At 61.3% G+C, this 23,989-nt stretch carries 22 protein-coding genes; 20 read left to right on the forward strand and 2 right to left on the reverse strand.

The window, feature by feature from the left end; genetic code table 11:
- Window positions 1-10: 10 nt before the first annotated feature.
- Window positions 11-1,576, reverse strand: a complete 1,566-nt coding sequence (ahpF, locus tag KI610_RS02880; RefSeq protein ID WP_226497191.1) for an alkyl hydroperoxide reductase subunit F — start codon at window positions 1,574-1,576, stop codon at window positions 11-13.
- A 121-nt stretch (window positions 1,577-1,697) separates the two neighbouring features.
- Window positions 1,698-2,261, reverse strand: a complete 564-nt coding sequence (ahpC, locus tag KI610_RS02885; RefSeq protein ID WP_226497192.1) for an alkyl hydroperoxide reductase subunit C — start codon at window positions 2,259-2,261, stop codon at window positions 1,698-1,700.
- A gap of 218 nt (window positions 2,262-2,479) precedes the next feature.
- Here ahpC and KI610_RS02890 point away from each other — a divergent pair, with 218 nt between their 5' ends.
- The 20 genes from KI610_RS02890 (at window position 2,480) to murC (ending at window position 23,985) form a co-directional block, all read left to right on the forward strand.
- On the forward strand, window positions 2,480-2,806 hold the full coding sequence (locus KI610_RS02890) for a chaperone NapD (protein WP_226497193.1): 327 nt from the start codon (window positions 2,480-2,482) through the stop codon (window positions 2,804-2,806).
- Window positions 2,803-5,316 carry a nitrate reductase catalytic subunit NapA gene (gene napA / locus KI610_RS02895; RefSeq protein ID WP_226497194.1) on the forward strand — a complete coding sequence of 838 codons (2,514 nt, stop codon included), beginning with the start codon at window positions 2,803-2,805 and terminating at the stop codon, window positions 5,314-5,316. Before KI610_RS02890 ends, napA begins: the two co-directional genes overlap by 4 nt.
- A gap of 86 nt (window positions 5,317-5,402) precedes the next feature.
- Entirely contained in the window at window positions 5,403-5,846 is a 444-nt protein-coding gene (locus KI610_RS02900) for a nitrate reductase cytochrome c-type subunit (protein ID WP_226497195.1), read from the forward strand.
- Entirely contained in the window at window positions 5,846-6,493 is a 648-nt protein-coding gene (locus tag KI610_RS02905) for a NapC/NirT family cytochrome c (RefSeq protein ID WP_226498501.1), read from the forward strand. Before KI610_RS02900 ends, KI610_RS02905 begins: the two co-directional genes overlap by 1 nt.
- Window positions 6,494-6,717: 224 nt before the next feature.
- Window positions 6,718-7,017, forward strand: coding sequence for an HU family DNA-binding protein (locus KI610_RS02910; protein WP_226401804.1), 300 nt, complete (start codon window positions 6,718-6,720; stop codon window positions 7,015-7,017).
- Window positions 7,018-7,149: 132 nt separating this feature from the next.
- Window positions 7,150-7,437, forward strand: a complete 288-nt coding sequence (locus KI610_RS02915; RefSeq protein WP_226497196.1) for a hypothetical protein — start codon at window positions 7,150-7,152, stop codon at window positions 7,435-7,437.
- A 40-nt stretch (window positions 7,438-7,477) separates the two neighbouring features.
- On the forward strand, window positions 7,478-8,641 hold the full coding sequence (locus KI610_RS02920) for a UbiH/UbiF family hydroxylase (RefSeq protein WP_226497197.1): 1,164 nt from the start codon (window positions 7,478-7,480) through the stop codon (window positions 8,639-8,641).
- 9 nt (window positions 8,642-8,650) lie between these two features.
- Complete coding sequence (locus tag KI610_RS02925) at window positions 8,651-9,355, forward strand: DsbC family protein (RefSeq protein WP_226497198.1); 705 nt, start codon at window positions 8,651-8,653, stop codon at window positions 9,353-9,355.
- A 135-nt stretch (window positions 9,356-9,490) separates the two neighbouring features.
- The gene (locus tag KI610_RS02930) at window positions 9,491-11,398 is read left to right on the forward strand and encodes a diguanylate cyclase (RefSeq protein WP_226497199.1); all 1,908 of its coding nucleotides are present in this window, start codon (window positions 9,491-9,493) and stop codon (window positions 11,396-11,398) included.
- A 306-nt stretch (window positions 11,399-11,704) separates the two neighbouring features.
- Window positions 11,705-12,151, forward strand: a complete 447-nt coding sequence (gene mraZ, locus KI610_RS02935; protein WP_226401794.1) for a division/cell wall cluster transcriptional repressor MraZ — start codon at window positions 11,705-11,707, stop codon at window positions 12,149-12,151.
- Window positions 12,148-13,074 (forward strand): 16S rRNA (cytosine(1402)-N(4))-methyltransferase RsmH, encoded by a 927-nt coding sequence (gene rsmH, locus KI610_RS02940; RefSeq protein ID WP_226497200.1) that lies wholly within the window; start codon window positions 12,148-12,150, stop codon window positions 13,072-13,074. Before mraZ ends, rsmH begins: the two co-directional genes overlap by 4 nt.
- Entirely contained in the window at window positions 13,074-13,331 is a 258-nt protein-coding gene (gene ftsL / locus KI610_RS02945) for a cell division protein FtsL (protein ID WP_226497201.1), read from the forward strand. The genes rsmH and ftsL overlap by 1 nt, the downstream gene beginning before the upstream one ends.
- Entirely contained in the window at window positions 13,331-15,079 is a 1,749-nt protein-coding gene (locus KI610_RS02950) for a peptidoglycan D,D-transpeptidase FtsI family protein (protein WP_226497202.1), read from the forward strand. Before ftsL ends, KI610_RS02950 begins: the two co-directional genes overlap by 1 nt.
- Window positions 15,076-16,563 carry a UDP-N-acetylmuramoyl-L-alanyl-D-glutamate--2,6-diaminopimelate ligase gene (locus KI610_RS02955; protein WP_226497203.1) on the forward strand — a complete coding sequence of 496 codons (1,488 nt, stop codon included), beginning with the start codon at window positions 15,076-15,078 and terminating at the stop codon, window positions 16,561-16,563. Before KI610_RS02950 ends, KI610_RS02955 begins: the two co-directional genes overlap by 4 nt.
- The gene (locus KI610_RS02960) at window positions 16,560-17,927 is read left to right on the forward strand and encodes a UDP-N-acetylmuramoyl-tripeptide--D-alanyl-D-alanine ligase (protein ID WP_226497204.1); all 1,368 of its coding nucleotides are present in this window, start codon (window positions 16,560-16,562) and stop codon (window positions 17,925-17,927) included. Before KI610_RS02955 ends, KI610_RS02960 begins: the two co-directional genes overlap by 4 nt.
- Window positions 17,927-19,030: a phospho-N-acetylmuramoyl-pentapeptide-transferase gene (gene mraY, locus KI610_RS02965; RefSeq protein WP_226497205.1), complete on the forward strand. Its 1,104-nt coding sequence runs from the start codon at window positions 17,927-17,929 to the stop codon at window positions 19,028-19,030. The genes KI610_RS02960 and mraY overlap by 1 nt, the downstream gene beginning before the upstream one ends.
- The gene (murD, locus tag KI610_RS02970) at window positions 19,030-20,382 is read left to right on the forward strand and encodes a UDP-N-acetylmuramoyl-L-alanine--D-glutamate ligase (RefSeq protein ID WP_226497206.1); all 1,353 of its coding nucleotides are present in this window, start codon (window positions 19,030-19,032) and stop codon (window positions 20,380-20,382) included. The genes mraY and murD overlap by 1 nt, the downstream gene beginning before the upstream one ends.
- A complete protein-coding gene (ftsW, locus tag KI610_RS02975) occupies window positions 20,379-21,542 on the forward strand; it encodes a putative lipid II flippase FtsW (RefSeq protein ID WP_226497207.1) in 1,164 nt (387 codons plus the stop codon). Before murD ends, ftsW begins: the two co-directional genes overlap by 4 nt.
- Window positions 21,539-22,597 carry an undecaprenyldiphospho-muramoylpentapeptide beta-N-acetylglucosaminyltransferase gene (gene murG, locus KI610_RS02980; protein ID WP_226497208.1) on the forward strand — a complete coding sequence of 353 codons (1,059 nt, stop codon included), beginning with the start codon at window positions 21,539-21,541 and terminating at the stop codon, window positions 22,595-22,597. The genes ftsW and murG overlap by 4 nt, the downstream gene beginning before the upstream one ends.
- A complete protein-coding gene (murC, locus tag KI610_RS02985; RefSeq protein WP_226497209.1) occupies window positions 22,594-23,985 on the forward strand; it encodes a UDP-N-acetylmuramate--L-alanine ligase in 1,392 nt (463 codons plus the stop codon). The genes murG and murC overlap by 4 nt, the downstream gene beginning before the upstream one ends.
- The last annotated feature ends 4 nt before the right edge of the window (window positions 23,986-23,989 follow it).

A 23,989-nucleotide genomic window follows, 5' to 3' on the forward strand; every position in this document is an offset into this window, starting at 1 on the left:
ACGCTGAGTTTCAGGCCGGCGCCGAGCTACGGATCAGGTGATCGAAGGCGCTGAGCGAGGCGGTGGCACCGGCGCCCATGGCGATGATGATCTGCTTGTAGGGCACTGTGGTGCAGTCGCCGGCAGCGAAGACGCCGGGTACGTTGGTTTGGCCCTTGGCGTCGATTTCGATTTCGCCGAAGCGGCTCAGGTTGAGCGTGCCCTTGAGCCAGTCGGTGTTGGGCAGCAGGCCGATCTGGACGAAGATGCCTTCGAGTTCGACGTGCCTGATCTCTTCCGTCACGCGATCCTTGTAGGTGATGCCGTTGACCTTCTGGCCGTCGCCGGTGACTTCAGTGGTTTGCGCTGATTTGATGACGGTGACGTTGGGCAGGCTGTAGAGCTTCTTCTGCAGGACGGCATCGGCGCGCAGGGTGTCGGCGAACTCAAGTAGCGTGACGTGGGCAACGATGCCGGCCAGGTCGATGGCGGCTTCGACGCCGGAGTTGCCGCCGCCGATGACGGCAACGCGCTTGCCCTTGAAGAGCGGGCCGTCGCAGTGCGGGCAGAAGCAGACGCCCTTGGCCTTGTATTCCTGTTCGCCGGGCACGTTCATTTCGCGCCAGCGGGCGCCGGTGGCGAGGATGACCGATTTCGATTTGAGCGAGGCACCGTTTTCGAGCTGGATTTCAACCAGGCCGCCGGCTTCGCTGGCCGGCACGAGTTTGGCGGCGCGTTGCAGGGTCATGATGTCGACTTCGTAATCCTTGACGTGCTGTTCCAGCGCAGCGACCAGCTTCGGTCCTTCGGTATGGCTGACCGATATGAAGTTTTCGATGCCTAGCGTGTCCATGACCTGACCGCCGAAGCGCTCGGCCAGGATGCCGGTGCGGATGCCTTTGCGGGCGGCGTAAACCGCTGCCGCTGCGCCAGCTGGCCCGCCGCCGACGACGAGGACGTCGAACGCTTCCTTCTGGCCCAGTGCCTCGGCGGCACGGACAGCGGCGCCGGTGTCGACCTTGGCGAGGATTTCCTCAATGAGCATCCGGCCGGCGCCGAATTCTTCGCCGTTCAGGTAGGTGGTCGGCACGGCCATGATCTGGCGTGCGTTGACCACGTCCTGGAACATGGCGCCGTCGATCATCGTGCTCGTCACGCCGGGGTTGAGGACGGCCATGAGGTTGAGCGCCTGCACGACGTCAGGGCAGTTGTGGCAGGACAGCGAAATGTAGGTTTCGAAATTGAAGCTGCCGGGCAGGGCTTTAATCTGTTCGATGACCGACTGTTCCACCTTGGGCGGGTGGCCGCCGGTCTGCAAGAGGGCGAGGACGAGCGAGGTGAATTCGTGGCCCATCGGGATACCGGCGAAGGTGATGCGCGGCGCTTCGCCGGGCAGGCCGATGGCGAAGGATGGGCGCAAGGCGGCGGTGCCGTTTTCGCGCAGGCTGACTTTGGGCGAGAGTTCGGCGATGTCGATCAGCAGGCCACGCATTTCCTGGGCCTTGGCGCTGTCGTCGAGCGAGGCGACGAGTTCGATCGGGCGTTGCAATTTTTCGAGATAGGCCGCGAGTTGGGCCTTGATGTTGCTGTCGAGCATGTTGTTCTCCCTGTGCTGAATTTCACTGGTTTTTTCGATTGCCACGGTCAACCGGAAAAAAGCGCTGAAATCCAAATGATTGGGCGGCATTTGCCGCCCAATCCGGTTTGCGGCTAGTTAATTAGATCTTGCCAACGAGGTCCAGCGACGGAGCCAAGGTCTTTTCGCCTTCCTTCCACTTGGCCGGGCAGACTTCGTTCGGGTGCGAGGCGGTGTACTGAGCGGCCTTCAGCTTGCGCAGGGTCTCGGAAATGTCGCGGGCGATTTCGTTGGAGTGGATTTCAACGGTCTTGATGACGCCGTCCGGGTTGATGACGAAGGTGCCGCGCAGGGCCAGGCCTTCGGAGTCGATATGCACGTCGAAGGCACGGGTCAGGGCGTGCGTCGGGTCGCCGACCAGCGGGAACTGGGCCTTGCCAACGGCCGGCGAGGTTTCGTGCCAGACCTTGTGCGAGAAGTGGGTGTCGGTGGTGACGATATACACCTCGGTGCCGGCCTTCTGGAATTCGGCGTAGTTGTTGGCGGCATCTTCGATTTCGGTCGGGCAGTTGAAGGTGAAGGCAGCCGGCATGAAAATCACGACGGACCATTTGCCCTTGAGGCTGGCTTCGGTGACTTCGATGAACTTGCCGTTGTGGAAAGCCTGGGCCTTGAACGGTTGAACCTGGGTGTTGATGAGCGACATTTGTTTTCTCCTGAGTGGGTGTTGGAAATTGAACACAACGCCATATTAGTGGCTGTTGTTTGATCAGGCTAATTGATTGGTCAAATATCAGTGATAGGTCTTGGCTATTGTGATATGTCCGTTCGGTCGCTAGTCAAAAGGTACTAGTCATTCTTTCCATTGGCACTATTCCGGCCCTTCCGGCAGTATGGAATTGATGCACATCAATTGAAGTCCCGGTGCGGATCGGGATCATTGCCTGCCATGGCGGCATTGGGCTGCCAAAGCTTGAGGAGGTCGGCCGGATGAATATTTCCAGCGCCATTTTGTACATCGCTCCGGAACGCCTGTATGAAGCGTGCGAAGCACTTCTCCTGATGCCCGGGGTGGATATTCATGCCCGGAGTCCGGAGGGTAAGGTGGTCGTTACTCTGGAGGATGACGACACGAACTCGGCTGCTGATAAATATGTAGCCCTGCATGGTGTACCCGGCGTCGCATCGGTGGCCATGGTTTATCAATATAGCGACGACGAATCAGTAGATACCGAGGAGGTAGAGGCGTGAAGCTCAATCGACGCGATTTTATCAAGGCCAACGCAGCTGCGGCGGCCATGTCAGCGGCAGGCTTGTCCGCGCCCGGTACGGCCGTGGCCCAGGGCAAGGACGAGATCCGCTGGGACAAGGCAGCCTGCCGTTTCTGCGGCACCGGTTGTGGTGTTCTGGTCGGGACGCAGGAAGGCCGCGTGGTGGCCACCCAGGGCGATCCTGATGCACCGGTCAATCGGGGTCTGAACTGCATCAAGGGCTATTTCCTGTCCAAGATCATGTACGGCGCTGATCGTCTGAAGACGCCGCTGTTGCGCATGAAGGACGGCAAGTACGACAAGAATGGCGAGTTCGCGCCGATTTCCTGGAAACAGGCTTTCGACATCATGGAAGAGAAGGCAAAGGCGACGCTCAAGGCCAAGGGGCCAAACGGCCTGGCCATGTTCGGCTCGGGCCAGTGGACGGTGTGGGAAGGCTACGCCGCCGCCAAGCTCATGAAGGCTGGCTTCCGCACCAACAACCTCGATCCCAACGCCCGCCACTGCATGGCCTCTGCCGTTGCCGGCTTCATGCGCACCTTCGGTATCGACGAGCCGATGGGCTGCTACGACGACATCGAGCACGCCGACGCCTTCGTGCTGTGGGGCTCGAACATGGCCGAGATGCACCCGATCCTGTGGACGCGCATCACCGACCGCAAGCTGTCGAACAAGGGCGTCAAGGTCGCGGTGCTGTCGACCTTCGAGCATCGCTCCTACGAGCTGGCCGACATCCCGATGATCTTCAAGCCCCAGACGGACTTGGCGATCCTCAATTACATCGCCAACTACATCATCCAGACCGGCAAGGTGAACCAGGCTTTCGTCGACAAGAACATCAATTTCAAGAAGAGCGCCACCGACATCGGCTACGGCCTGCGTCCGACGCATGCGCTGGAAAAGGATGCGACGAGCAACGGCTACCCCGGTGCCGATGGCAAGCCGAAGGGCGATACCGGTAAGTCCGAGGCGATTACCTTCGACGAGTTCAAGAAATTCGTTTCCGAATACACCGCCGAGAAAGTCTCCAAGCTGTCCGGCGTTGCCGAGAAGGATCTCAAGGCCCTGGCCGAGCTGTATGCTGATCCCAAGGTCAAGATCGTTTCCTTCTGGACCATGGGCTTCAACCAGCACACCCGTGGTACCTGGGCCAACAACCTCTGCTACAACATCCACCTGCTGACCGGCAAGATTTCCGAGCCGGGCAACAGCCCGTTCTCGCTGACCGGCCAGCCGTCCGCCTGCGGTACGGCGCGTGAAGTTGGTACCTTCTCGCATCGCCTGCCGGCCGACATGGTCGTCACCAATCCCGAGCATCGGAAGCACACCGAAGAGCTGTGGCAACTGCCGGAAGGCACGATCCCCGACAAGGTCGGCCTCCACGCCGTGGCCATGGCCCGTGCCCTCAAGGATGGCAAGGTCAATTTCTACTGGCAGCAGTGCAACAACAACATGCAGGCCGGTCCGAACATCAACGAAGAGCTCTACCCGGGCTGGCGCAAGCCGGAGAACTTCATCGTCGTCTCCGACCCGTATCCGACGGTCTCGGCGATGGCCGCCGACCTTATCCTGCCGACCGCCATGTGGGTCGAAAAGGAAGGCGCCTACGGCAACGCCGAGCGGCGTACCCAGTTCTGGCGTCAGCAGGTCAAGGCGCCGGGCGAGGCCCGCTCCGATCTTTGGCAGGTCATGGAATTTGCCAAGCGTTTCAAGATGGAAGAGGTCTGGCCGGCCGAGTTGCTGGCCAAGGCGCCCAAGCTGAAAGGCAAGACGATGTATGACGCGCTCTTTGCCAATGGCGTGGTCAACAAGTACAAGACCAACGAAACCGCTGCCGGCTTCGATAACGACGAGTCCAAGCACTTCGGCTATTACGTCCAGAAGGGCCTGTTCGAGGAATATGCCTCGTTTGGTCGCGGCCATGGCCACGATCTGGCCCCCTTCGATACCTATCATCAGGCTCGCGGTCTGCGCTGGCCGGTGGTGGGCGGCAAGGAAACGCTGTGGCGTTTCCGCGAGGGCTACGACTCCTACGTCAAGAAGGGCGAGGGAGTTAAGTTCTACGGCCACAAGGACGGCAAGGCAATTATTTTCGCGCTGCCCTACCAGCCGCCCGCCGAGTCGCCGGACAAGGAATTCGACCTCTGGTTATCCACCGGGCGCGTCCTCGAGCACTGGCACACCGGCACCATGACCCGCCGGGTTCCCGAGCTGTACAAAGCCTTCCCGGATGCTGTTCTCTTTATGCACCCGGATGACGCCAAGGCGCGTGGCTTGCAGCGCGGCATGGAGGTCAAGGTGGCTTCGCGGCGTGGTGAAATCCAGCTGCGCGTCGAGACGCGTGGCCGCAACAAGCCACCGCGTGGTCTGGTCTTCATCCCGTTCTTCGATGCCGGTCGTCTGGTCAATAAATTGACGTTGGATGCGACCTGTCCGATTTCGAAGGAAACGGATTACAAGAAATGCGCCGTCAAGGTTACTCGGGCCTGATAAGGCCGGATTCCACGGTCAACCGGAAAAATGAGCCAAAAAGCGAATGGAGCTCCGGCTCCAGACGCTCATCGGAGGTAATGAATATGAGATTGATCACTGCACTGGCCCTGGCCGCCGGCATGCTCCTGGGGGGAGTTGGCGGCGTCAGCGCGCAGGAATTGCGAGTGAATGAGATCGGCATCGAGTCGATCGAGGGGAATGCCAAGGTCGATATGTTCCGGCCGGAGAAGGATCAGGACATCATTCCGCGCAACTTCCAGAAGCAGCCGCCGCTGATACCGCACAGCATCAAGGGCTACAACATCACGCAGAATTTCAACAAGTGCATGGACTGCCACTCGAAGGAACGGGCCGAGGAAACCGGCGCGACGAAGGTCGCCAAGTCGCACTATCTCGACCGCGAAGACAAGAAGCAGTCGAATATTTCGCCACGCCGTTATTTCTGCATGCAGTGCCACGTGCCGCAGTTCGACGCCAAGCCGCTCGTCGCCAATACCTATAAGCCGGCTGCCAAGAAGGGGGAATGATGAGTCTCGATAAATTCACGCCCGCATGGGTCAAGCGCATCGGGCTGGTCACCGTATTTGGCCTGTTTGCTGCCGGTATCGTTTTCTGGGGTGGCTTCAACTGGGCGCTCGAGGCGACCAACAAGGAATCGTTCTGTATCTCATGCCACGAGATGGAGGAGAACGTTTTCCGCGAATACCAGAACACGGTCCACTACACGAACCGCACCGGCGTGCGTGCCACCTGCCCGGATTGTCACGTGCCCAAGGAGTGGGGCCCGAAGATGATCCGCAAGATCCAGGCTTCCAACGAAGTGCTGCACAAGGTTTTGGGCACCATCGATACGCCTGAGAAGTTCAATGCCAAGCGCGCCCAGCTCGCCCAGAACGAGTGGAGACGCATGAAGGCGAACGACTCGCAGGAATGCCGCAACTGCCATCGCTACGACTACATGGATTACACCGAGCAGGGCAACCGTGCTGCCAAGCAGCATCCGCAAGCCTTCACCGAGGGTAAGACCTGTATCGACTGCCACAAGGGCATTGCCCACCAGTTGCCGGCAATCGACCAGCACATTGGCAAGCAGAACGACGGTGCAGTGGCTATCTCGCACGGCGAAAAACCGGCAGAGCCAGCCAAGGAAGAAGAGAAGCCAGCGGCCAAATAATCCCTTTGCCGATGGCATCAAGACAAACCCGGCCGAGTGCCGGGTTTGTTCTTTTGTGGCCAAAAGGGTTGTTTGGCGTATGGAAATTACAAATATTCACGCAATCGCCTGCAAATAGGCGCTCTCGGGGCAACACTTATTCAAAAAGGTATGCTACTTTTGTCGTGCTGCCGTTCCGACGGCCAGTTTTCTTAAACATTGATAGGTAACTAGGAGGCACTTAGATGAATAAATCCGAGCTGGTCGAAGTTGCTGCAAAAGAAGCTGGTATAACCAAGGCTGCTGCCGACAAGGCGCTGTCGGCCATCATCGGCGCGGTAGTCAAGACCGTGACCGCAGGGGAGTCTGTTACACTCGTTGGTTTCGGCACGTTCAAGTCCGCAAAGCGCGCAGCGCGCACCGGCAAGAATCCAAAAACCGGCGCTACGCTGAAAATTCCCGCTACTACGGTTCCGAAATTTACTGCTGGTACGGCTTTCAAGGCATCGGTCGCCGCCAAGAAGACCGCCGCCAAAAAGAAGTAATCCGGTGTTAACGAATGCGGGGTTCGTCTTCGACGGGCTCCGCTTTTTTAAGTTGCAATGACCAATCAGAATCCAGAAAATCCCCCTGAAGCTCCCGTTACGGTAGCCCCGCCGCCTGATACGCGTCGCCGCTTGCGTGACCTACTTTCGATCCCCGAGCGTGATCGAACCGACGAGCAGTGGGACGAAATCATCGAGCTGGAAATCCAGCTCGCTCCCGGTAACCGTGTTTCCAGCAACGAGCCGCTTGGTGGCAATCCTGGCCGCAGCAACATGCAGCATGGTAAGCCGGGCGGCAATGCCGGCACCGGCGGCGGCCTTGGCCAGCAGCAAAAGAAGCATCGTCCACGCACCAACAACAATCGCCGGCCGCGCCAGAACAAGCCGCAAACCGGCGGTGGTGGTGGCACTCCCGCCTGATCTGCTTGTTTCATTCTCCTGAAACGGCATAATCGCCGTCATGCAGCAGTTTGATCTGATCATCGTTGGCGGAGGGCTGGCCGGCGCCAGCCTGGCCTTGGCCTTGCGCGACACCCGCTTGCGTATCGCGCTCGTCGAGAACAATCCTCCGCATCTTTCCGATGGCTGGGATTCGCGTATCTACGCGATCAGCCCGGCCAATGTCGCGTTTCTTGAATCGATCGGGGCTTGGCGTCATCTGGATGCATCAAGAATGGCGCCGATCCGCGCCATGCAAATCCAAGGCGATGGTGGCGGCAGGCTGGATTTTTCCGCGTTCGAAACCGGCGTTTCCGAATTGGGCTGGATTCTAGAGTCGTCGCAGATGGCTTGCGAGTTCTGGGAAAGCGCCAAGCGCCAAGGCAATCTGACGCTGTTTTGTCCGGCTCGGCCGGACGGCCTGGAGTTTCGCCAGGATGCTGCAGTCCTTCATCTGAGCGATGGCACGGTGTTGTCGGCCCGCCTCCTGGTTGGGGCGGATGGTCGCGATTCCTGGGTGCGGCAGACTGCAGGCCTTGTTGCAGTAAATACGCCCTATGGAGAAAAAGGCCTGGTCGCCAATTTCGCCACGGAAAAACCGCACAACAACACGGCGTTCCAGTGGTTTCGTGACGATGGCGTGCTGGCCTATCTTCCCTTGCCGGGAAATCGCATTTCCATCGTGTGGTCTACGCCCGATGGCCATGCTGATGAACTCTGTTCTTTGTCTTCTGAACTGCTTTGCGAGAGAGTCGCCGAGGCCGGGAGTCTGGTGCTGGGCAAGCTCGAGTTGCTTACGGCTCCGGCGGCTTTCCCCTTGCGCTTGATGCGCGTGCCGCAAACAGTCGCGCCACGCCTGGCTCTGGTCGGTGATGCTGCGCATGGAATTCATCCCTTGTCCGGCCATGGTATCAATCTTGGCTTTCAGGATGCCATGACGCTGGCCGGTCAACTGGCAGCAACACAACCATGGCACGATATCGGTCAGGAGCGTTTCCTGCAGCGTTATCAGCGCGCACGACGCGAGGAAACCATGTTGATGCAGACAACCACAGACAGTTTGCGGCGCTTGTTCAAAAATTCGCCGCCAGGATTGCGTCCGTTACGAAATCTTGGGATGAATCTGACCAACGGCCTGCCCTTAATTAAAAATGCCTTGGTGCGGTATGCTCTCGGCGCCCTTTAGGAGAATCGCATGTTGAAAAAATTGTTGCCGATGGCTTTGGCGATGGCATTTTGTCTGAATGCCGTGGCTGACGAAGCCGATATCCGCAAGCAAATGGAGGCCAAGCTCGGCACCAAGGTCGAAAGCGTCACGAAATCCGGTTACCTTGGACTTTACGAAGTCTACGCCGACGGCAATATTTTCTACACCGACGAAAAAATGTCAGCCATCGTGGTCGGCGGTCAGTTGATTGACGCTAAAACGATGAAAAACGTCACCGATGAGCGCATGAAAAAGCTTACGGCGATCAGGTTTGGCGATTTGCCGCTGGATCGCGCCATCAAGCAAGTGCGCGGCGACGGCAAGCGCGTGCTGGCCACCTTCGAAGATCCCAATTGCGGCTATTGCAAGCGTTTGGCCAAGGAGTTGTTGAAGCTGGAAAATGTGACGGTCTATACCTTCCTGCTGCCCATTCTTTCCGAAGACTCGGTGCGCAAGTCCAAGCAGATCTGGTGTTCCGGCGATCGAGCCAAGGCATGGAACGACTGGATGGTCGACGGCAAGGCTCCGAGCGGTCGCGAAGATTGTGATACCTCCGCCGTGACCAAAAATCAGGAATTTGGCCGCAAGCTCAATATCACTGGTACGCCGACCATGTTCTTTGCTGATGGCGAGCGGGTTCCCGGCGCAATACCGTTGGCCCGCATCGAGCAGAAACTCGGTCAGGTCAAGTAGTACCCACGGGCAGTGATACTCGGCGCACTCTCGGCGCCTATTGTGATTCGCCCATTCCGAAGGCATGATTCCTGAATGGGCATATCCACCTCCGGACAAATGATCAGCCGTGCGTTCGGAGCACGTGTTCGGCTGGTGCTGTTTTTCGTCTTTACCTGGCTGGGTGTCGCCCTGTTGCTGGCATTTTTGCTCAACGAAGGGCGGCGCGAGGCGGAACGGAAAGCCCCCTCCGACGCCCTCGGTGTTACCTCCCTGTTGGAGGCTCGCCTTGCCGCAGCGATGCGGCGCCTCCAGGGCAACCTTGAACACCTTGCCGCCTCATTGCCCCGGGATGCTTTCAAGCCAGCAGCGGTCGGGCGCTACCGGGAAAGTGTTGTCAATGAACTGGAGCTCTTTTCCGGACAATTTCCGGAAGTGAGCGGTTTTCGGGTCATGGATGCTGCGGGCACCCTCCTCTACGCTTCCGGCGTCGCGCTGCAGTCTCCGGGATTTGCTGATCGCAGTTATTTCAAGGCGCCAGCGGCACAGTCCGGCAATGGCCTTTATTTTTCTGAAGTGATTGCCGACAAGCTGTCTGGGCGCACATTCCTGTTTGTTATCCAGCCGGTACTTAATGCTGATGGTGGTTTGCTTGGATTGGTGGCGGCGCCGCTTGATCTGGATGTTCTGGCGAAGATATTCGAGACGATCAACGTTGGCACAAAGGGCGTTGTTGCGATCTGGCGGGCCGATGATGGGCGGCAGATTCTGCGGCGACCGGCCGTTACAGATCAGGTTAATCAGGTGCTGGCGAATAATCCGCTGCAGCGGCGGATCGAGTCCGGAGAAAAGCTGGGCACGATGCGCTTGCCGGCTGCACTCGAAGGGTTTGAGCGGGTTTATGCATTTCAGCGGATTGCGGACTATCCCTTGTATGTTGCTGGTGGCCTGGCGGTCGATGATTACCTGGCTGAGTGGCGCCAGACCCTTTGGGTTGCTGCTGTGTCGGCGCTCTTGCTTTTTTTGTCCCTGTCCCTCGTCCTGATTCGCTTGCTTCGTGCGGAGAACGAAGAGGAGGTGATTGCCAGAAAGTTGTCGCAAAGCGAGGCCCGCTATCGCATGCTGGCGGAAAATAGCCATGACGTTATCTGGACGCTCGATATTCCGTCACGGCGCTACACCTACGTCAGTCCCTCGATTACCGACATGTGCGGCTATTTGCCCGAGGATGTGGTCGGCCAGTCGATCGACGCTCGCCTGACCCCGGAGTCGGCTTCGCGGCTGGCCCGGGATATTGACCAGCGCTTGCGGCGCATGGCGGCGGGTGACAAGGCGGCGAGTGTCGTGGTCAGTGAACTGGAACAGGTTTGCAAGGATGGCGAGGTTATTTCAACCGAGGTGGTTTCGAGTTATCTACAGGATGCCGATGGCGTCGCCCATACCATTCTCGGTATCACCCGCAATGTCAGCGAACGCAAGGCGGCCGAACTGGCTTTGCGCGAAACCAACCGGCAACTGCATGCACGGATCGAGGAAATCGGTCGCTTGCAGGTGGCGCTGCAGGAACTGGCCGTGCGCGACAGCCTGACTGGACTGTACAACCGGCGCTATCTCGATGAAACGCTCGAGCGCGAGGTTTCCCGGGCGCGTCGGGAAGGGAATCCGCTGGCGCTGGTCATGCTCGATATCGATTATTTCAAGCGGGTTAACGACACCTACGGCCATCAGGTGGGTGATGAGGCCTTGCGCATGCTGGCGACGACTTTGCTGGCCGATGTCCGGACGGAAGACGTGGCCTGTCGTTATGGTGGTGAGGAATTCCTTATCCTGCTGCCCAATATGCCGCTGGAGACGGCTATCCAGCGGGCCGAAGCCTGGCGACAGGCGATCGAGGAGTTGTCCGTTGCCCTTGGCAACTTCCATATCACATTTACCATTTCCCTCGGGGTGGCGGCCTATCCCGAGCACGGCAAAACACCGGACGACCTGACCCGCTGCGCCGATCAGGCGCTCTATCGGGCCAAGCGCGAAGGCCGTAACCAGGTTTCCGTCTTTTCCGCCTGATTCTGCGGTGGCCGGCTAAATGCCGGATCGGTGGCTTCTTCGCCGCGCACATTCCACTTTTTACCACGTCGGCATGCGTTGCCCGGGAATGTTTTTGATTTGCCTCAACTCCTGATAAGTCACTTTAAGTGTCAATGTTCTTGCATTGATTTTTAAGGATAATTTTTCTCAAAATCTGTCGCGAAAAATAACCGTAAGTCCTTGTTGCGTAAGAAAAAATCCCAATTTCTCGCTTGACTGAGCAGTGTTGTTGTTCTAAAGTGGGAAAACGTGTTGAAAAGTGGGTAAACGGGGGCGAGACGAGAGATGTTCGAAGGCGCGGCGGCACTAAATCTGGATGCGAAGGGACGGCTTGCCATACCGGCAAGACACCGTGAGTCCCTGCTCGCCGCCAGTGAGGGCGCCCTGGTCCTGACGGCGCATCCGCATCGCTGCCTGCTGCTTTACCCGTCGCCGGCCTGGCAGCCGATCCGCGAGCAGATCCTCAAGGCCTCAAGCCTTGATCCGCGTTCGGCCTCGATCAAGCGTGTGCTGGTCGGTAATGCCCGTACCGAAGAACTGGATTCTGCTGGCCGCATCTTGGTCGCGCCAGAGTTGCGTGAGTACGCCAAGTTCGAAAAGACCGTCTATCTGGTCGGTATGGGGACGCATTTCGAAATCTGGAGCGAGGCGGGCTGGAAACAGCAAAACGACCTGGCTGCCGAAGCACTGTCCGGAGATTTGCCGCCGGGCTTCGGGGATCTTGTCCTGTGACCCGCGGTGCCGCCCATGTGACGGTACTGCTCGAGGAGGCGGTGGATGCGCTGGCGATCAAAGCCGACGGCATCTACGTTGACGCCACCTTCGGGCGCGGTGGCCATAGCCGCCGGATTCTTTCCGCGCTGAATGAAAAAGGCCGCTTGGTGGCGGTCGACCGTGACCCGCAGGCAATTGCCGCGGGTGCGGCTATCGATGATTCCCGGTTTTTGCTCGTGCACCGCGCTTTCGGCGAACTGGCCGAGGCGGCGGACGAGGCTGGTGTAAGTGATGTTGATGGGGTTTTGTTTGATGTAGGGGTGTCGTCGCCGCAAATCGACGACGGGGAGCGCGGCTTCAGCTTTCGTTACGACGCGCCGCTCGATATGCGTATGGATACGACGCAGGGCGAGACGGCGGCCGAGTGGCTGGCGCGGGCCGAGATAAGAGACATCACGGAGGTCATTAGAAATTATGGCGAAGAACGGTTTGCTTTCCAGATTGCAAAGAAGGTTGTGGCTGCTCGGGTCGAACAACCTATTGTCACAACAGGTCAGTTCGCGGCCCTCGTACGCGAGACCGTGCGCACCCGTGAGCCAGGGCAGGACCCGGCGACGCGCAGCTTTCAAGCTCTACGGATTCATATCAATCAAGAACTCCGCCAGCTGGAGATAGCCCTGCCGCAGGCGCTCGGCTTGCTGAAGCCGGGTGGCCGACTGGTCGTGATCTGTTTTCACTCGCTCGAAGACCGCATCGTCAAGAATTTCATGCGCAACGAGTCGGTTGCCGATGATCTGCCCAAGGGTTTGCCGCTACGGGCTGACCAGCTGCCGAAGCCGAAGCTGCGCCTGGTCGGCAAGCCCTTCAAGCCCTCCGCGGCGGAAGTCAGTGCCAATCCGCGGGCGCGCAGCGCCGTCATGCGCGTGGCTGAAAAACTGTAATGCTGCGTTTCAATGTGATCCTTCTCATGATCGTCGTCTTTTGCGCCCTTGGTGTGGTGACCTCCCAGCACCGGGCGCGCAAGCTGTTCCAAGCGCTAGAGACGGAGCAGGAGCGGGCGCGCCAGCTTGATGTCGAATACGGCCAATTGCAGCTCGAGATGTCGACCTGGGCCAACCATCCACGGATCGAAAAGATCGCTCGCGAGCGTCTGCACATGGTGACGCCGAATTCGGCAGTTCCCAAGGGGGCGCGCTGATGGTCGTGCGTCGTCGCCCGCAACGCGGTCACCGTTTTACCGAAAGCCCGGTGCTGCAACTAGCCTTGCAGGGCTGGCGTTCGCGCACCGTGGGGCTGCTGCTAATGGCGGCCTTTCTGGCCCTCGTGGCGCGCGGCTTCTATTTGCAGGTCATCAATAATGACTTCCTGCAGCAAAAGGGTGATTCGCGCTATCTGCGCGACATTGAGATTTCCGCCTCGCGCGGCAAGATCGTCGATCGCAACGGCGACATGCTGGCCGTGTCGACGCCGATGAAGACGATCTGGGCGATTCCCGCCGATGCGCGGACGATGAACGGCGAGCAGAAGCGCCAGCTGGCCGGCATGCTCGACATGAACGTGCGCGAGCTCGACGGCAAGATCGCCTCGGAAAAGACTTTTACCTTCGTCAAGCGTCAGGTTTCGCCGGAGACGGCTGATCGCATCGGCGCCCAGAAATTCCCCGGCGTGCATCAGGAAAAGGAATATCGCCGCTTTTACCCGACCGGCGACATGACGGCGCACATCGTTGGTTTTACCGGCGTGGACGACAAGGGTCTGGAAGGCGTCGAGCTGGCTTTCCAGAACAGCCTGCTTGGCCGTCCGGGCAGTCGCACGGTGATTCGTGATCGGCGCGGCAATATCGTCGAGGACGTCGGCGCGACCAAGCCGCCGCAAGATGGCAAGGATGTCCGTCTGGCGCTCGACTCGAAGATTCAGTACCTCGCTTTCAGTCAGCTCAAGGCGGCGGTCGAGGCCAACAATGCCAAGGCTGGCGGCGCCATCGTCATCGATGCGCGGACCGGCGAAATCCTCGCCCTGGCCAACTGGCCGACTTACAACCCGAACAACCGCGAGCGCCTGTCCGGGGCGCAATTGCGCAATCGCGCGATTACCGACACTTTCGAGCCGGGGTCGGTGATGAAGCCGTTTACGGCGGCGCTGGCGCTGGAAAAAGGCAAGGTTCGTTTCGACACGATCATCAATTGCGCACCGGGCCGGATGACGATCGGCAGCGCGACCATTTCCGATGCCCATCCGCATGGTGCCCTGAGCGTCGCCGAGGTCATCCAGAAATCCTCCAACGTCGGTACGGCCAAGATTGCGCTGGGTTTCCCGCCGAAAGAGATGTGGGAAATGTTCGACAGCATCGGCTTCGGTCAGATGCCGAATCTCGGTTTCCCGGGCGAGGTCAATGGCCGCCTGCGGCCGTGGAAGAACTGGCGGCCGATCGAGCAGGCGACGATGTCCTACGGTCACGGCATTGCGGTCAGCCTGGTGCAGCTAGCCCGGGCCTACACGGTTTTTGCCCACGACGGCGAACTTATGCCGCTGTCGCTGACCAGGATCGACGACGCGCCGCCGCATGGTGTCCGCGTCTTCTCGCCGCAGACCATGCGTGAATTGCGCATCATGCTCGAAATGGCCGTTCAGCCCGAAGGCACGGCGCCCAAGGCGCGCGTTGCCGGCTATCGCGTCGGCGGCAAGACGGGGACGGCCTACAAGATCGAAGGCGGTGTTTATGCCCGCAAATACGTCGCTTCCTTCGTCGGCATCGCGCCGATCAGCGATCCACGTCTGGTCGTCGCCGTGATGATTGACGAGCCGACCGGCGGCGCCCACTACGGCGGCGACGTGGCTGGTCCGGCTTTTTCGCAGATCGTCGGCGGTGCCTTGCGCACGCTTGGCGTGCCGCCGGATGCGCCGATCCAGGTGGCCGATGCATCGAGCGGAAAGGGCAAGCTGTGAGCAGTCCGCGCCAACTTCTCGACCGCCTCGAAGCCATGGGCGTCACACCGACCGGCGTTGCTGACGACAGCCGTCAGGTCCAGCCGGGCGATCTCTTCCTGGCTTATCCGGGCGATCTGGCCGATGGCCGTCGCTACATCGCCGATGCGCTGGAACGTGGCGCCGTGGCCGTCTTCTGGCAGCCGGGTGGCGATTTCAATTTTGGGCAAAATTTCGGGTTGACCGTAGCAAACCTGCCGGTCGATGCCCTACGCCCGCTGGCCGGCCCGCTCGCCCACACCGTCTATGGCCATCCGAGCGAAGGGTTGTCGTTGATCGCCATCACCGGCACCAACGGCAAAACGACGATCAGCCAGTGCCTGGCCCATGCCTACCCGAAACCCTGCGCCATCATCGGCACGCTCGGCGCCGGCTTCCCCGAAGCGCTGACCGAAACCGGTTTCACGACGCCGGAAGCGACGACTCTGATGCGCTATCTGGCCGGCTTCCGTGCCGCTGGTGCGGCCGCCTGCGCCCTTGAGGCCAGCTCGATCGGCATCGAAGAGGGCCGGATGAACGGCGCCCGCGTCGATGTCGCCGTGTTCACCAACATGACGCGCGACCACCTCGACTACCACGGCACGATGGATGCCTACGCCGAGGCCAAGAAAAAGCTCTTCCACTGGCCGCGTCTGCGCACGGCGATCATCAATCTCGACGACGAGTTCGGTCGCCTGCTGTCGCGCGAAACGACGGCCATGCGCATTCTCGGCTACGCCATCGGCGAACAGCGGCGCGATTATCCGGCGCTGGTGCGCGCCGAAAACCTCGTCGACACCCCGTTCGGTCAGCGTTTCAGCCTGGTCCTGCCGAATGGCCGGGCTACCGTCGAAACCGTTCTGGTCGGTCGCTACAACATCTCCAACCTGCTCGCCATCGCCGCCGTGCTGCACGACGCTGGCGTGCAGGCTTCCGAAGTGGCGCGTCGCCTGTCCGAACTGACGGCACCGCCGGGCCGCATGGAATGCCTTGGCGGCCAGGGCGAACCGCTCGTCGTCGTCGATTACTCGCATACCCCCGATGCCCTGGAAAACGCCCTCGTCGCCCTGCGCCCCGTCGCCGAGTCGCGCGGCGGCAAACTGGTCGTCGTCTTCGGCTGCGGTGGCGACCGCGATCCCGGCAAGCGCCCGCTGATGGGCGCATTAGCCGAACGCCTGGCCGACCGCGTGCTGGTCACCAGCGACAATCCGCGCAGTGAGCAGCCGCAGGCCATCATCGACGCCATCGTCGCCGGCATGAAGCTGGCCGAGGTCGAAGCCGATCGCGCCGTCGCCATCGAGCGCGTCATCGGCGAGGCTGACGTCAGTGACGTCGTCTTGCTTGCCGGCAAGGGCCACGAAACCTATCAGGAAATTTCCGGTGTTCGTCACCATTTTTCCGACATCGAGCAGGCTGCCGCCGCCCTGGCCCTGCGTCGAACCAATCACAAGGAGGAGGCAGCATGAAGTGGCTGCTCTCACAGGTCGCCCAGGCGACCCATGGCCGTCTGATCGGCGGCGACGTCGATATCACCGGCGTGTCGACCGACACACGTACTGTCGCCGAAGGCCAGTTGTTCATCGCCCTGAGCGGCGAACGTTTCGACGCCCATGATTTTCTCGATCAGGCCGTGGCGGCGGGCGCCGTCGCCCTGCTCGTCGCCGATGAAAGCAAGGTGCCGGCAGGCGTGTCCGCCGTTGTTGTCGATGACACCCGTCTCGCCCTCGGCCGTTTCGCCGCCGCCTGGCGCGCCCAGTTCACGCTGCCGGTGATTGCCGTGACCGGCTCAAACGGCAAGACGACGACCAAGGAAATGGTCGCTGCGATTCTCAAGGCCGCCTTTGGCGCCGCCGTGTTGTCCACGCGCGGCAACCTCAACAACGATATCGGCCTGCCGCTGACCCTGCTCGGCCTGCGTCTCTCGCATCGTGCCGCCGTCATCGAGATGGGCATGAATCATCCCGGCGAAATCGCCTATCTGGCGCCGATTGGCGCGCCGACCGTGGCGCTGGTCACCAACGCTCAGCGCGCCCACCTCGAAGGCATGGGCGACCTCGATGAAGTGGCGCGCGAAAAGGGCAGCATTTTCGCTGGCCTGCAGCCGAACGGCATCGCCGTGATCAACGCCGACGATGCCTACGCAAGTTTCTGGTGCAGCCAGGCCGCGCCGCATGCCGTGCGGACTTTCGCTATCGACCACGCCGCTGATGTGCGCGGCACCGTGCGCCAGCACGGTCTGGAAATCGCCATCGAACTGACCGCGCCGGAAGGCGAAGCAGCGATCACGCTGCATATCCCCGGTCGCCACAATGCCCGCAACGCCGTCGCCGCTGCCGCTGCCTGTCTTGCGGCCGGCGTGCCGATGGCCGCCGTGGCGGCAGGTCTGGAGGCTTTCTCGGGGGTCAAGGGCCGTCTGCAGCGGCGGGCCGGCAACAAGGGCGCCGAAATTCTCGACGACACCTATAACGCCAACCCCGATTCGGTCCGCGCCGGCATCGACGTGCTGGCCGCCACCATCGGTCGCAAGCTCTTCGTGCTCGGTGACATGGGCGAAATCGGCGAGGCCAGCGGCCAGTACCACGACGAAATCGGCGGCTATGCCAAGAGCCAGGGCATCGACCGTTTGTTTGCCCTCGGCGATGCCTCGCAACTGGCCGTCCGCAACTTCGGCGAAGGGGCCCGGCATTTCTGCAACATCGAAAAGCTGATTGCTGCGGTCGACAAGGAATTGGGCCCGGAAACCACAGTGCTGGTCAAGGGCTCGCGCTTTATGAAAATGGAACGTGTGGTCGATGCGCTGGCCGCGCCGGCCGCCGAGGAGAAACACTGATGCTGCTGGCTCTTGCCCAATGGCTCGCCCAGGACGTTCGCTTCTTCAACGTCTTTAACTACATCACGCTGCGTACCGTGCTGGCGACGCTGACGGCACTGCTTATCTCGTTTGCCGCCGGCCCCGGCGTCATCCGCTGGCTGGCCGCCAAGAAGATCGGTCAGGCAGTGCGCACCGACGGACCGCAAACCCATCTCGTCAAATCCGGCACGCCGACCATGGGCGGTGTGCTGATCCTGATCTCGATCGGCATCACGACGCTGTTGTGGGGTGACCTGAGCAACAAGTACGTGTGGACGGTGCTCGTCGTTACGCTCGGTTTTGGCATCGTCGGCTGGTACGACGACTGGAAAAAGGTCGTTTATCGTGACCCGAATGGCCTGGCCAGTCGGTGGAAATTCTTCTGGCAATCGGTGCTCGGCCTCGGAGCCGCGCTCTTCCTCGCCTACTCGGCCAAGTCGGGGGCGCAGACCGAACTGATCGTGCCCTTCTTCAAGACCATCGCCTACCCGCTCGGCATCGTCGGTTTCATCACGCTGACCTACTTCGTCATCGTCGGCACCAGCAACGCGGTCAATCTGACCGACGGCCTCGACGGCCTCGCCATCATGCCGACCGTCATGATCGCCGGCGCCTTCGCCATCTTCGCCTACGTCACCGGCCACGCCGGGCTCGCCAAGTACCTGCTCATTCCCTACGTGCCGGGGGCGGGCGAGTTGTGCATCCTGCTCGGCGCCATTGCCGGGGCGGGGCTCGGCTTCCTGTGGTTCAACGCTTACCCGGCCGAAGTGTTCATGGGTGACGTCGGCGCGCTGTCGCTCGGCGCGGCGCTCGGCACCGTCGCCGTCATCCTGCGTCAGGAAATCGTCCTGCTGATCATGGGCGGCGTCTTCGTCGTCGAAACCCTGTCGGTCATGCTGCAGGTCAGCTACTTCAAATACACCAAGAAGAAATTCGGCGAGGGCCGCCGCATCCTGCGCATGGCGCCCTTGCACCACCACTTCGAACAATCGGGCTGGAAGGAGACGCAGGTCGTCGTCCGCTTCTGGATCATCACCATCATGCTCGTGCTAGTCGGGCTGTCCTCGTTGAAGTTGCGCTGATGGAACTTCGCGGCAAACGCGTTCTGGTTGTCGGACTCGGTGAGTCCGGACTGGCGATGGCCAAGTGGCTGCATCGCCAGGGCGCGCTGGTCCGCGTCGCCGATTCGCGCGACAACCCGCCGAACGTTGAAGCGCTGCAGCGTGTTGCCCCGGGCGCCGAACTGATCGCCGGGCCGTTTGTTGAAGCACCGTTTGCCAGCGCCGATCTCGTCGCGCTGTCGCCAGGCGTCGCCAAGGCGACACCGGTGATTGCCACGGTCGACCGGAAAATAGTGTCAGAAATCGAATTGTTCGCCGTCGGCGTGCGCGAGCAGGTGCCGGGCTCGAAGGTCATCGCCATCACCGGCAGCAACGGCAAGACGACCACGACGGCGCTGACCGCCCATCTGCTCAACGGCGCCGGTGTTCCGGCCATCGCCTGCGGCAACATCTCGCCGTCGGCCCTCGATGCGCTCATGGATGCGCAGGATGCCGGCGCTTTGCCGCAGGTCTGGGTCGTCGAACTGTCGAGCTTCCAGCTCGAAACGACGCACCACCTGAACGCCGCAGCCGCCACCGTGCTCAACGTCTCGGAAGATCACCTCGACCGTTATGAAGGCAGCCTGGCCAATTACGCCGCCGCCAAGTCGCGCGTTTTCCAGGGCAAGGGCGTCATGGTCCTGAACCGTGACGACGACTGGTCGATGGCCAACGGCCGCTGCGGCCGCACGATGGTGACTTTCGGCCTGAACGCCGCGCCGCGCGGCGTCGATTACGGTTTTGCCGACGGGGCAATCCATCGCGGCAAGGAAAAGCTCGTCGCGCTGGCCGACCTCAAGCTGTCCGGCCTGCATAACGCCGCCAATGCCATGGCCGCGCTGGCCCTGTGCGAGGCGATTGGCGTCGCACCGGCTGGCTTGGTCGAACCGCTCAAGTCTTTCGCCGGCTTGCCGCATCGCGTCGAAACCGTCGCTGAAATCGACGGCGTGCTTTATGTCGACGACTCCAAGGGCACCAACGTCGGTGCCACGCTGGCCGCAATCGAAGGCATGGGCCGCAAGGTCGCCATCGTCCTCGGTGGTGACGGCAAGGGACAGGATTTCTCACCGCTCAAGCCCGCTCTCGAAATACACGGCCGCGCCGTCGCCCTGATCGGCCGAGATGCCGCCGCCATCGGTATGGCCCTCGAAGGCAGCGGCGTGCCGACCCGCATCCTCGGCGACATGGAAGCCGCCGTGCGTTGGCTTGCTGCCCAGGCCAAGTCGGGCGATTGCGTCCTGCTCTCGCCAGCCTGTGCCAGCCTCGACATGTACAAGAATTACGCCCACCGCGCCCAGGCCTTCATTGATGCGGTGAAGGGGTTGTCAGCATGATGATCGGCGCCCTCGATTCCCCGCGCCGGCAAGTGGCCGAGATCGACTACGCCCTGCTGTGGAGCGTGCTGATCCTGCTTTTTTCGGGGCTGGTTATGGTCTATTCAGCTTCGATTGCCATCGCCGAAGGCGGCCGTTTCACCGGCCATCAGCCGGCCTACTACCTGGTCCGCCACGGCATCTTCCTGTGCATCGGTCTGGTCGCCGCCGCCGTCACTTTCCAGGTGCCGCTCTCGCTGTGGCAGAAGAACGCGCCCTACCTGTTCATGATCGGCGTCGCCCTGCTGGCGCTCGTGCTGATCCCCGGCATCGGCCGCGATGTCAATGGCGCCCGCCGCTGGCTGTCGCTTGGCTTTGCCAACCTGCAGCCGTCCGAACTCATGAAGCTGTTCGCCGTGCTCTACGCCGCCGACTACACGGTGCGCAAGATCAATGTCATGCATGACCTCAAGCAGGCCTTCCTGCCGATGTTCGGGGCCATGGCCGTGGTCGGTATGCTGCTGCTCAAGGAGCCGGACTTCGGCGCTCTGGTCGTCATCATCTCGATCGCCATGGGTATCCTCTTCCTCGGCGGCCTCAAGGCGCGGTTGTTCGCGCTGCTCATCGTCGGCCTGCTCATCGCCTTCGCGATCATGATCATCGTCTCGCCCTACCGGCGCGACCGCGTGTTCGGCTTCATGGACCCGTGGGCCGATGCCTACGGCCGCGGTTACCAGCTGTCGCATTCGCTGATCGCCTTCGGCCGCGGCGAACTGTTCGGCGTCGGCCTTGGCGCCAGTGTCGAAAAACTGTTCTACCTGCCGGAAGCGCACACCGACTTCCTGCTCGCCGTGATCGCCGAAGAGCTGGGCTTCTTCGGCGTTGTGGCGATCATCGCGCTGTTCGCCCTGCTCGTTCAGCGCGCTTTCGCCATCGGCCGCCAGTGCGTGCAGCTTGACCGCCTCTACCCGGCGCTCGTCGCCATGGGCATGGGCATCTGGTTCGGCGTCCAGTCCTTCATCAACATGGGCGTCAACATGGGCCTGCTGCCGACCAAGGGCCTGACCCTGCCGCTCATGAGCTTCGGCGGTTCGGGCGTTTTCGCCAACTGCGTGGCGCTCGCCATCCTCCTCCGGGTGGATTGGGAGAATCGCCAATTGATGCGCGGAGGCAAGCTATGAGCAAGACGATCATGATCATGGCCGGCGGCACCGGCGGCCACATATTTCCGGCGCTGGCCGTTGCTCACTCGATGCGCGATGCCGGCTGGCGTGTTGTCTGGCTGGGCAATCCGGAGGGCATGGAAGCCCGTCTGGTGCCACAGCACGGCTTCGAGATGGTTAATTTGAAGTTCGCCGCCCTGCGCGGCAAGGGCATCCTGCGCAAGCTGCTGCTGCCGGTTAATCTGCTCAAGGGTTTCTGGCAGGCGCAGAAAGCCATCCGTCAGGTGCAGCCTGATGTTGTGCTCGGCATGGGCGGCTACATCACCTTCCCGGGCGGCATGATGGCCGTGTTGCTCGGCAAGCCGCTGGTCGTCCATGAACAGAATTCGGTGGCCGGGCTGGCTAATCGCGTCCTGGCTGGTGTGGCCGACCGCGTCGTGACCGGCTTCCCGGATGTCCTGAACAAAGGCATCTGGGCCGGCAATCCGGTGCGTCCGGAAATCGCCAAGATCGCCCCGCCGGCCGAGCGTTTTGCCGAGCACACCGGCGCCCTGCGCGTGCTGGTCATTGGCGGCAGTCTCGGTGCCCAGGCGCTTAACGAAATGGTGCCCAAGGGCATGGCCCTGCTGGCTGAATCCGAACAACCGCAGATCGTCCATCAGGCCGGCGAAAAGCATATCGAGGCGCTCAAGGCCAATTACGCCGCGGTCGGCGTCCAGGCCCATTGCGTTTCCTTCATCGAAGACATGGCTGGTGCCTACGAATGGGCTGATCTGGTCATCTGTCGGGCCGGTGCGCTGACCGTGGCCGAACTGGCCGCCACCGGCGTGGCGAGCATCCTGGTGCCCTTCCCGCATGCGGTCGATGACCACCAGACCGGCAACGCCAAATTCCTGGTCAATGTTGGCGGCGCCTTCCTTTTGCCGCAAACCGAATTAACGCCGGAATCCATCGCGCTGATCCGCAACTATTCCCGCGGTCAACTGCTGGAAATGGCTGAAAAGGCCCGCAGTCTGGCCAAGCCCGATGCCACCGAAGAAGTGGCGACTATTTGTGCAGAGAGCGCGAAATGAAACATAAAGTCAAACACATCCACTTCGTCGGCGTCGGCGGTTCGGGCATGAGCGGCATCGCCGAAGTGCTGGTCCACCTCGACTACACGGTGAGCGGCTCCGATCTGGCGGCCAGTGCCACGACGCGTCGCCTCGAAGGCGAGGGCATCAAGGTCATGATCGGCCACGCCGCCGAAAACATCGCCGGGGCCGATGCCGTCGTTACCTCGACCGCCGTCAAGGCCGACAACCCGGAAGTCGTCGCCGCCCGCGAAAAGAAGATCCCGGTCGTGCCGCGCGCCCAGATGCTGGCCGAACTGATGCGCCTCAAGCATGGCATCGCCATCGCCGGGACGCACGGCAAGACCACCACCACCAGTCTGGTCGCCAGCATCCTGGCCGAAGGCGGCATCGATCCGACTTTCGTCATCGGCGGTCGCCTCAATGCGGCCGGTGCCAACGCCCGTCTCGGCAGCGGCGATTTTCTCGTGGCCGAGGCCGATGAGTCTGACGCCTCCTTCCTCTTCCTGTCGCCGGTCATTTCGGTCGTCACCAACATCGACGCCGACCACATGGAAACCTATGGCCATGACTTCGAGCGTCTGAAGTCGGCCTTCGTCGAATTTCTCAATCGCCTGCCGTTTTACGGCGTGGCCGTGCTTTGCGGCGACGACGCCAATGTGCGCGACATCATGCCGCGCGTGCCGAAGCAGATCATCACCTACGGCCTGTCGCCGGAGAACAATTTCTACGCTGAGAACATCGTCGCCGAGGATGGCCGGATGCGCTTCGACTGCGTCCGGGTCAATGGCTCGACCTCGCGGCTGTCGATTTCGCTCAACACGCCGGGCCTGCATAACGTCCTCAACGCTCTGGCCGCCATCGCCGTGGCCACCGAAGTGCAGGTTTCCGACGCCGCCATCGTCAAGGCGCTGGCCGAGTTCAAGGGCGTTGGTCGCCGCTTCCAGCGCTACGGTGAAGTCGCCTTGCCGGCTGGCGGCAGCTTCACGCTGGTCGATGACTACGGCCATCACCCGGTCGAAATGGCCGCCACGCTGGCCGCCGCCCGTGGTGCTTTCCCCGGCCGTCGTCTGGTGCTGGCCTTCCAGCCGCACCGCTACACGCGGACGCGTGATTGCTTCGAAGACTTCGTCAAGGTGCTGAGCACGGTCGACGCGCTGTTACTGGCCGAAATCTACGCCGCCGGCGAAGCGCCCATCGTCGCTGCCGACGGCCGTTCGCTAGCCCGCGCCCTGCGCGTCGGCGGCAAGGTCGAGCCGGTTTTCGTCGAAGACATCGCGGCCATGCCGCAAACGATCATGGATGTCGCCCGCGCTGGCGACGTGGTGTTGTGCATGGGGGCCGGCTCGATTGGTGCGGTTCCCGGGAAAGTGGCAGGGCAGATATGAGTTC

The organism is Ferribacterium limneticum (genome assembly GCF_020510565.1).
In the GTDB taxonomy this organism is placed as follows: Bacteria; Pseudomonadota; Gammaproteobacteria; order Burkholderiales; family Rhodocyclaceae; genus Azonexus; species Azonexus limneticus_B.

Coding starts and splice junctions, on each gene's coding strand:
- ahpF (WP_226497191.1), bottom strand. CDS start 1,576: ATGCTCGACAGCAACATCAAGGCCCAACTCGCGGCCTATCTCGAAAAA.
- ahpC (WP_226497192.1), bottom strand. CDS start 2,261: ATGTCGCTCATCAACACCCAGGTTCAACCGTTCAAGGCCCAGGCTTTC.
- KI610_RS02900 (WP_226497195.1), top strand. CDS start 5,403: ATGAGATTGATCACTGCACTGGCCCTGGCCGCCGGCATGCTCCTGGGG.
- KI610_RS02905 (WP_226498501.1), top strand. CDS start 5,846: ATGAGTCTCGATAAATTCACGCCCGCATGGGTCAAGCGCATCGGGCTG.
- KI610_RS02910 (WP_226401804.1), top strand. CDS start 6,718: ATGAATAAATCCGAGCTGGTCGAAGTTGCTGCAAAAGAAGCTGGTATA.
- KI610_RS02920 (WP_226497197.1), top strand. CDS start 7,478: ATGCAGCAGTTTGATCTGATCATCGTTGGCGGAGGGCTGGCCGGCGCC.
- KI610_RS02925 (WP_226497198.1), top strand. CDS start 8,651: ATGTTGAAAAAATTGTTGCCGATGGCTTTGGCGATGGCATTTTGTCTG.
- mraZ (WP_226401794.1), top strand. CDS start 11,705: ATGTTCGAAGGCGCGGCGGCACTAAATCTGGATGCGAAGGGACGGCTT.
- ftsL (WP_226497201.1), top strand. CDS start 13,074: ATGCTGCGTTTCAATGTGATCCTTCTCATGATCGTCGTCTTTTGCGCC.
- KI610_RS02950 (WP_226497202.1), top strand. CDS start 13,331: ATGGTCGTGCGTCGTCGCCCGCAACGCGGTCACCGTTTTACCGAAAGC.
- KI610_RS02960 (WP_226497204.1), top strand. CDS start 16,560: ATGAAGTGGCTGCTCTCACAGGTCGCCCAGGCGACCCATGGCCGTCTG.
- mraY (WP_226497205.1), top strand. CDS start 17,927: ATGCTGCTGGCTCTTGCCCAATGGCTCGCCCAGGACGTTCGCTTCTTC.
- murD (WP_226497206.1), top strand. CDS start 19,030: ATGGAACTTCGCGGCAAACGCGTTCTGGTTGTCGGACTCGGTGAGTCC.
- ftsW (WP_226497207.1), top strand. CDS start 20,379: ATGATGATCGGCGCCCTCGATTCCCCGCGCCGGCAAGTGGCCGAGATC.
- murG (WP_226497208.1), top strand. CDS start 21,539: ATGAGCAAGACGATCATGATCATGGCCGGCGGCACCGGCGGCCACATA.
- murC (WP_226497209.1), top strand. CDS start 22,594: ATGAAACATAAAGTCAAACACATCCACTTCGTCGGCGTCGGCGGTTCG.